The organism is bacterium, assembly GCA_016786595.1.
Lineage (GTDB): Bacteria > Bdellovibrionota_C > UBA2361 > SZUA-149 > JAEUWB01 > JAEUWB01.
Genome location: JAEUWB010000013.1, coordinates 1 through 7,329, shown reverse-complemented (window position 1 = coordinate 7,329; position 7,329 = coordinate 1). Strand labels below are relative to the sequence as shown.

The window sequence follows — 7,329 nt, the reverse complement described above, 5'->3', positions numbered from 1 at the left end:
ACGCCACGCCGAAGTCTCCACTCTGCGCTTTATAGAACACAAATTGGATCCAAATAATTATAGAAAAACAACTAGTTGGAATTAATGCTATGGGTGGCTGAAGCCTCTGGGTGGGGAGAGGTTTGAAGAAAGTGCAGTGTTATCTTTTTTCGGGGCAGCCCGAGTCGTAACTGCTGGTAGCTAGCAGATCAGTTTAGCCAAGGGCGAGCCATTTCTAAAAACTGCTCCCCGCCCAGAGCTTATAAGAATGGGGCTTAAAGGGTCCATGCATGTGCAGTAAGCGCGGCAATCTGTTTACCGACCTTAGCAAACATAATCAGCAAACAGCGTTTCCCTAGGCTACAGCAGCAAGGGCTTCTTCAAGATTGTGTAATTCGCAGGCTGTATGCAGGTAGTCGGTTGCAACTTGTTCAGCGCTCGGCAAAACATACGAGCCATCTGCTTGGGTTGTAGTCGTATCCTTAAGCTTAAAGACATTATGACCACAAGTGTAACAGTCATATTTCATGAAATGGTGACAGATACACATTTTATTAGTGACCGGTAACTTCTTACCATTAGAATCAAAACCAGTCTGAGCATAAGCATCGTGGTACTGACACTTCCCCTCTGCATCAAGAATATAGCCTAGCGGTTCGCACTGCGGCTTAATATTTGAGCGCATCGACGGACTAGAGACAAGCATGCGCATTGGATATCCTGTTGGTGAAATTAGATTCACAACAACATCTTCTTCTCGTGATTTAAGGTAAATTTGCTTCGTTGCTTCAGGCAAACCGCATTCGCGACTGATCGTAAAACGAGTAGCAACCTGGACAGCTTCAGCGCCTTGCTGGAGATAACTCACTGCGTCTGCACCAGTAAAAATTCCCCCTGCTGGAATCACAGGGATTTTTAAGCCGTTTTCTTTAAGAAAATGTAAAACATCTTGGACAATCGTACGTAGGTCAAATTTATGCCAATCCATACCAAAACCAAGGTGTCCACCAGCAAGTGGGCCTTCAACAATGATATAGTCAGGAAGGCGTTCGGCACGTTGCGCGCTGCGGAGGAATATTTTCAAGGCCCGAGCCGATGAGACAATAATTCCGAATAAAACATCTCTAAATCTTGGATGATCTGTGACTAGCTGCAGTGAGCCGGTGTGCAATCCTGCCGAGAGAGTAATGCCATCAATACCGCCATCCATTGCGCCTTGTAATCTAGCGCGAAGCGTTTCAGCTGGGGCTCCCATGCCGAGCTTTTCCATGACATTGATGAAAACTCCACCTGAACCTTTAACTTTAGACATCGTATCGCGGCAGTAGTTCTTACTAGCTTCATATACTTTCGCTTCATCCCACTTAACGCCAGGTTTAGGGAAATCATCGACGCGGTCTTTAAACTGAATGCTTTTATCTTTGTGGTATGTAGTTTTAAACATGCGGTCGGATAAGTATGGAGAGAGCGCATCAGAGATATGTCCGATTGCGCCAAGACGAGCCATCTCAAGGGCGAGAGCTGCGGTAGAGATATTGACGCCCATTCCGCCTTGCAGCAGAGGCAAAAATTCTCGTTGACCGAGCTTAAAACTAAAATCACTTAACTTCATTAAACACCTATCTCGCAAATGGCATGATGCCACAGTAATCCACTCTATTAAATTTAGCCGTATCGCGCTTTTGCAGCAAGCTTAGAATGTCCGGTTACCATATCACATTCATTAGGAACTGCATAACTTGGGGGAAATCTAAAAAAACTTGTTGTTTGGCGTAAATCAAAATAGTCTCGAAACCGCGAAAATATCGAGGAATATTGCATGACACAAGCTAATACGCTCTTTTTTGGCCACTCTAGCGACGGGACAGACCAACGCATGCCACTTAAAATGGCAAATCGTCATGGCTTAATTGCTGGCGCTACGGGAACAGGAAAAACAGTGACTTTGCGGGTGCTTGCAGAGCAACTCTCTGCCGCAGGAGTGCATGTATTTACAGCTGATGTTAAGGGCGACCTAGCAAGTGTTGCAGTTGCGCCCACGGAATTTAGTCCACAGGTTAAAGAGCGTGCGACTAAGCTTGGCTTAAGCAATCATCAACCTGATTTTTATCCAGTCACTTTCTGGGATGTTTACGGCCGCGAAGGCTTGCCACTCAGGACAACAATTTCCGAATTTGGCCCCTTACTACTATCACGCTTATTCGATTTAAGTGACGTGCAAGAGGGAGTACTCACGATTGCTTTTAAAGTTGCCGATGACCGTGACTTACCATTGCTCGATCTAAAAGACCTACGTGCCTTGCTCAATTGGCTTGGGGAAAATGCCGAAGAAATTCAAACTCAGTATGGAAATGTCGCGAAGGCCTCAATTGCGGCGATTCAACGCGATCTTCTACAAATTGAAGAGGCTGGCGGTAATTTATTTTTTGGAGAACCGGCTTTAAATCTGCAGGATCTTTTAGTCCCCGACCAATCAGGTAAGGGTCGGATTAATATCCTCGATGCGACAACACTGCTCCAACAGCCTCGTCTGTATGCGACCTTCCTACTCTGGCTACTCTCAGAATTATTTGAAGAATTCCCTGAAGCCGGTGATTTAGAACAGCCAAAACTTGTATTTTTCTTTGACGAAGCGCATTTGCTTTTTAGCGAAGCGCCAAAAGCACTAATCGAAAAGATCGAACAAGTTGTGCGCTTGATTAGATCGAAAGGCATTGGTGTATTTTTTGTCACCCAAAATCCTAATGATGTCCCCGACACAGTGCTCTCTCAGTTGGGGATGAAAGTTCAACATGCCTTGCGTGCATTTACAGAAAAGGACCGCAAGGGACTTAAAGCGGCAGCAGATTCTTTTCGGGCAAATCCGCAAATCAAAACGATTGAAGTCTTAACTGAGCTCGCTGTAGGAGAAGCCTTAGTCTCGGCCCTTGATACTGCTGGAACTCCTACTCCAGTCGAGCGTGTAATGATTGCACCACCACACTCAAGACTCGGAACGCTGACGGCCGAGGAGCGTGCGCGTATTATGTCGAGCTCTTACTTAGCTACGAAATACCGCGAAAGCGTTGACCGTGAGTCGGCCTACGAGAAACTACAAAAGAAAATGGTGACAAATTCCGGTGGCAGCTGGGAAGCTGCTAAAGAGCAATTAGGTAAAACTGGCGGTAGCTTTATGCGCAATATGTTCTCTGCCGCGATGCGCTCTGTGGCCCAATCAATGGGTCGGCAAATCATGCGTGGCATTCTTGGCTCAGCCAGCCGCCGTCGTTAAGACCGAGAGCTGCTTTCTATTCTTGTGTTTCTTGGTAGCGGATTGCCTTAGTGAAAACGTAAGTACACAGGGGAACGCCCAAGATTAATCCCCACACGCCAAAAAGCTTTCCACCGACTGTTAAGATAATCAGCACAATCACTGGGTTAAGATGGAGATGTGAGCCGTAAATTTTAGGGTTTAAAATATAGGCCTCGATCATATGAATAATTGTAATCAAAATGATGCAGGCAAAGACCAGAGTAAATCCCGATTCCTGCAAGGCCACAAGACAAATTGGCACAGAGCTAATGAAAACTCCGGCAACCGGGATAAAACTACAGAGGAACACGATCAGCGAAAGAAAAGCAGCCTTTGCGCTCAGGCCAAGGACTACAATTCCAATTGCTGTTAAGACAGTATTAACGATGGCAATCAGTAACTGGGCCTCAAGCGCGCGCCCCAAGGTAACACCAAAACTACTCACCCCATCATCGACTTCATCGTAGATAAACTGCAGTTTAGTATTTCTCAAACCACGCACTCCTTTGGCTAGGCTCGGCAAATCTAAAACAATTAGAAAAGAGAACAGCAGGGAAAGTAAAAATGCAGAGACAATTCCTAAAAGCGAACTGCCATAACTCTTAATCCGCTGCACCAGTGTCTTCATACCACTTTCTTTATCAACGCCAGGACTGCCGAGAAATAATTCGATCAGCTGCGCACTTGGGGAAGTAATCATCGAGGCTGAGAAATTTTGCTTGGCGTGCGGGTCCTCTAGCGCTGTCTCGCTCGGGACGGGCTGAGCAGTTTGATGAGTATCAATAAACTGCTGCAAAAAATTATACTTCGAAGTAAGTTCCTCAACCCGGCTGTCTAATTCGCTTAAGTAAGTCGGTAAACGGTCAGCAAAGACCTTAGCTTGATCTATCACTGGCTGGTATAAAAAGAGCATTGTCGAAAACATGATCACCAGCATCGAGAGTGCAACGACAAACACGCGCAATGTCCTGCCGGATAAGTACGGTTCAAGGCGGGTGATGGCTGAGTACTGAATATATGAAAAAACAAAAGTCAGAAAAATGAGTAGCGAAAAAGACCGTAACACATAAAGTACCGCCAAAATTAATCCCCATACAAAAACTCGGACTAAGAGTGGTAATACATCGTCCCAGGTGATTTTAATTGAATTCTGCATACGTTACTCAGTTAACTATATAATAGTGCTGCTAGCCAAGTGGCAATCGAAGATTGCTTAAAATCAAGAAGATCGGGCATGAACCTAGCGAGATAAAATCAGCGCGGCAAAGCGCTAAGAGTGTTGAGTAGCTCCTCGCGGGTGATGGGCTTTTCGAGCACATGAGCTCCGAAAGTTGCTTGCAGGTCTTTTAGATCAGTGGGATTTGAGCTTCCAGTTAAAACAATAATCGGAATTTTCCGTGCCGAGTTTTTTATTTCATCAAGTAAAATTGTAACTTTCTCCGTGCCCACGTGTAAATCCGTGACTAATAAATCAATTGCTAAAGTATTCAGCACTTCACGCGCTTCACTAATGGTCGAGCTTGGAATCAGCTGTCCTACTCGCGATTGCAAGAGGCGCATCGTCGCACGACACACTTCAGGTTCATCATCGAGCACGAGTACACGTTCAAATCGTGCTTCACTATTTTTAATTTCACCTGCAGGAGCATACTTTAGCCCTACTCCAAAAATCGAACCGCCCCCCGCGCGTGAACGATAGAAAACGTAGCCAGAATTCAACTCCGCAAGTACACGACTGAGCGCCAGCCCCAATCCAAAACCTTCAGTTGCCGCACCAGTCTGTAAGCGTTGAAATTGATTAAAAAGCAGATTCTGTTGTTCAGCTGGAATTCCCGGGCCACGATCTAAAACAACCAATTCAAGTGCATCACTTTGAGCAATGATTTGAATTGAGATTAGCCCTGCAGGACTATACTTAATTGCATTGGTAATAAAGTTAGCAAGAATGCGTTCTACTTGGCGACGGTCAGCATAAACATATTGACTAGCAAGCTTTGCTGCGGCTTGGGTGTCTTCGTCAAAGCGAAGCTCTAAGCCATGCTGCAGAGCTAATTCTTGATATTTAGCGATTGCTGTTCGAATTAAAGGGAGAGCGTCAAAGGCTATTTTTTGCGCGGATAAAACACCACGTTGGTGTTTAGCAAAATCGAGCACATCTTGCAGTAGAGAAAGTTGCTCGAGCAGCGAATCTTTCACTAAAGTTAGGCGCAAATGCTGATCGGTTGAGAGTGGACCACATTCTCCCGACAAAACATCAGAAAGTGCGTACAAGGCACTACTGCCGGGTGCACGCAAATCATGGGAAACACCGAGCAAGAAATCACGCTCACCAGCTCGCTCTTGTTCACGCGCTTGCGCCTTGGAAGCAGCATAAAGTGTTGCTGCGGCGTGATCTGCCATAGCCTTAACAAAAGATTTTCGCTGTTCGTTAAGTGTCGCAGTGCCAGATTTAAATCCAAGCCAGAGCGCGCCGTTAATTATACCGTGCATGCTCAGTGGCACAACCAACGAAAGGCCGATGCCAAAAGAAGAAAAATCAAAAAGTGAGTTCTTTTCAGGAAAAATATAACCCCACTGCGACTCTTTTTGCGATCCTTGATTTTTGTGCAATAAGCTTTCGGCAGCAATGCAAAGCACCTCTTCCATGCGCTTCTGCGGCAGGCCGCGCATCGAAATTAGCTCCAGTGGAGCATGCTCTGAGGACTTCAATAAAACAGCTACCGCAACTAATTCTGGTTTAATCTGGGATTCTAACAGTTGAGTAATTTTACTTGCGGTCGCCTGCGCCTGATCGCCGGAGCCAATAATTTCGCTACTAAAGCTTAAAACTTCATCTAATCTGCCTTTTGTATGCTCTAGCTTCTTAATCCGCTCGACTAAGGCAAAAAGTGATTGTTTAAGGCTTGAAACTTCAGGCGAATGGTAATTCATATTTGCCAGTGGTTGTTGACCACGGGTGATTTGACTCAGATCGCGCTTAAGTTCCAACAGCTCCTCTTTCAGGCGTCGACTACGCAGCATTCCTACTAGACAGGCAAGTAGTGCGACGATTGCTGAGCAAAGCAGTAACAAGTCTTGATTTTCTGTCACGCGGCAAGCTCCTCAACTGCACGCTTAGTTTTCATGCGATATTTACGTAATAGCAAATTCTTAGCCCAGGCCAATAAAATTTTAGGATCCTCCTGCTTACGGACAAATGCATCTGCTCCAAGCAGTGCCAGTTCAGCTTCAATTAACGAATTCATATCTGAAGTAAGCATAATCACAGGTAAATCTGGGAAGCCTTGGCGCAGCTCGTGTAAAAACTTCGGACCGTCCAAATTCGGCATATGCACATCAGCAATGACTAAATCAGCTTGGACTTCCCCACGATTAAGTCTTTCAAGTGCACGCGAGCTAATATGCTCGGTTACGACTGTAAAGGATTTTGATTCAAAAATCTTGGAAAGTACCATTAATAAGCGTAAGTCGTCATCGACCAGTAAGACCGTGGGCAGTGCTGCCGTTTCGTCAGTTGCTTGCGCATAAGGGCCTGCTAAAATTTCTGGGGCAGAAAGTTCGGGTGACTCAGGCACAAGCAGTTCCCAGCTCAAACACAAGACTGGATGCTCAAAATTCCTCGTCAAAGAAATACAAATCTTTTTTAGCACTTGAGACTCGTTGCAACTGCGCTCAAGTCGGTGTTGTCCATTAAAGTATGCCGCAAGAGTTTGATAGACTGAGGGGTGAATTTTTCCACGGTAACACTTACTGCCGACAACAAACTCATAACTTGCTTTGTCGGGATGACCGATAAAAACTTCCGCTGCTCCCTTGACTTGAGCATCGTGCGCTAGTTTTTCAACCACCAGGGCGATGCGCTCATCGTCTGAGGCTTCTGTGGCTACACGTGAAATATTTGCTTCCGCTGCTACCCTCGGGAAATCTAGAACAGTTCTCGGCGAGGAAATTGCCTTTACAGCTGAAGATTTTTCTTTTTTAAATTTACTTAAAAACGTCAATAGTTTCATAACTCGCCTCAGCAATTTAATCATCTAACCTGTGTGGGCACTAAGATT

General features: G+C 45.5%; 5 protein-coding genes. 1 reads left to right on the top strand and 4 read right to left on the bottom strand.

Features of this window, described 5'->3' with window-relative positions; genetic code table 11:
* Positions 1-334 precede the first annotated feature (334 nt).
* Positions 335-1,591, bottom strand: a complete 1,257-nt coding sequence (locus JNK13_03035; protein MBL7661707.1) for a nitronate monooxygenase — start codon at positions 1,589-1,591, stop codon at positions 335-337.
* A 207-nt stretch (positions 1,592-1,798) separates the two neighbouring features.
* On the opposite strand from JNK13_03035, the gene JNK13_03030 reads away from it, so the two are divergent.
* Positions 1,799-3,250 (top strand): DUF853 family protein, encoded by a 1,452-nt coding sequence (locus tag JNK13_03030; protein ID MBL7661706.1) that lies wholly within the window; start codon positions 1,799-1,801, stop codon positions 3,248-3,250.
* A 16-nt stretch (positions 3,251-3,266) separates the two neighbouring features.
* Here the strand turns inward: JNK13_03030 and JNK13_03025 are convergent, their stop codons facing one another.
* From JNK13_03025 to JNK13_03015, 3 genes are all read right to left on the bottom strand, one after another.
* Complete coding sequence (locus JNK13_03025) at positions 3,267-4,427, bottom strand: AI-2E family transporter (GenBank protein MBL7661705.1); 1,161 nt, start codon at positions 4,425-4,427, stop codon at positions 3,267-3,269.
* Positions 4,428-4,525: 98 nt separating this feature from the next.
* A complete protein-coding gene (locus JNK13_03020; protein MBL7661704.1) occupies positions 4,526-6,361 on the bottom strand; it encodes a hybrid sensor histidine kinase/response regulator in 1,836 nt (611 codons plus the stop codon).
* Positions 6,358-7,281, bottom strand: coding sequence for a response regulator (locus JNK13_03015; GenBank protein ID MBL7661703.1), 924 nt, complete (start codon positions 7,279-7,281; stop codon positions 6,358-6,360). Before JNK13_03015 ends, JNK13_03020 begins: the two co-directional genes overlap by 4 nt.
* Positions 7,282-7,329 lie beyond the last annotated feature (48 nt).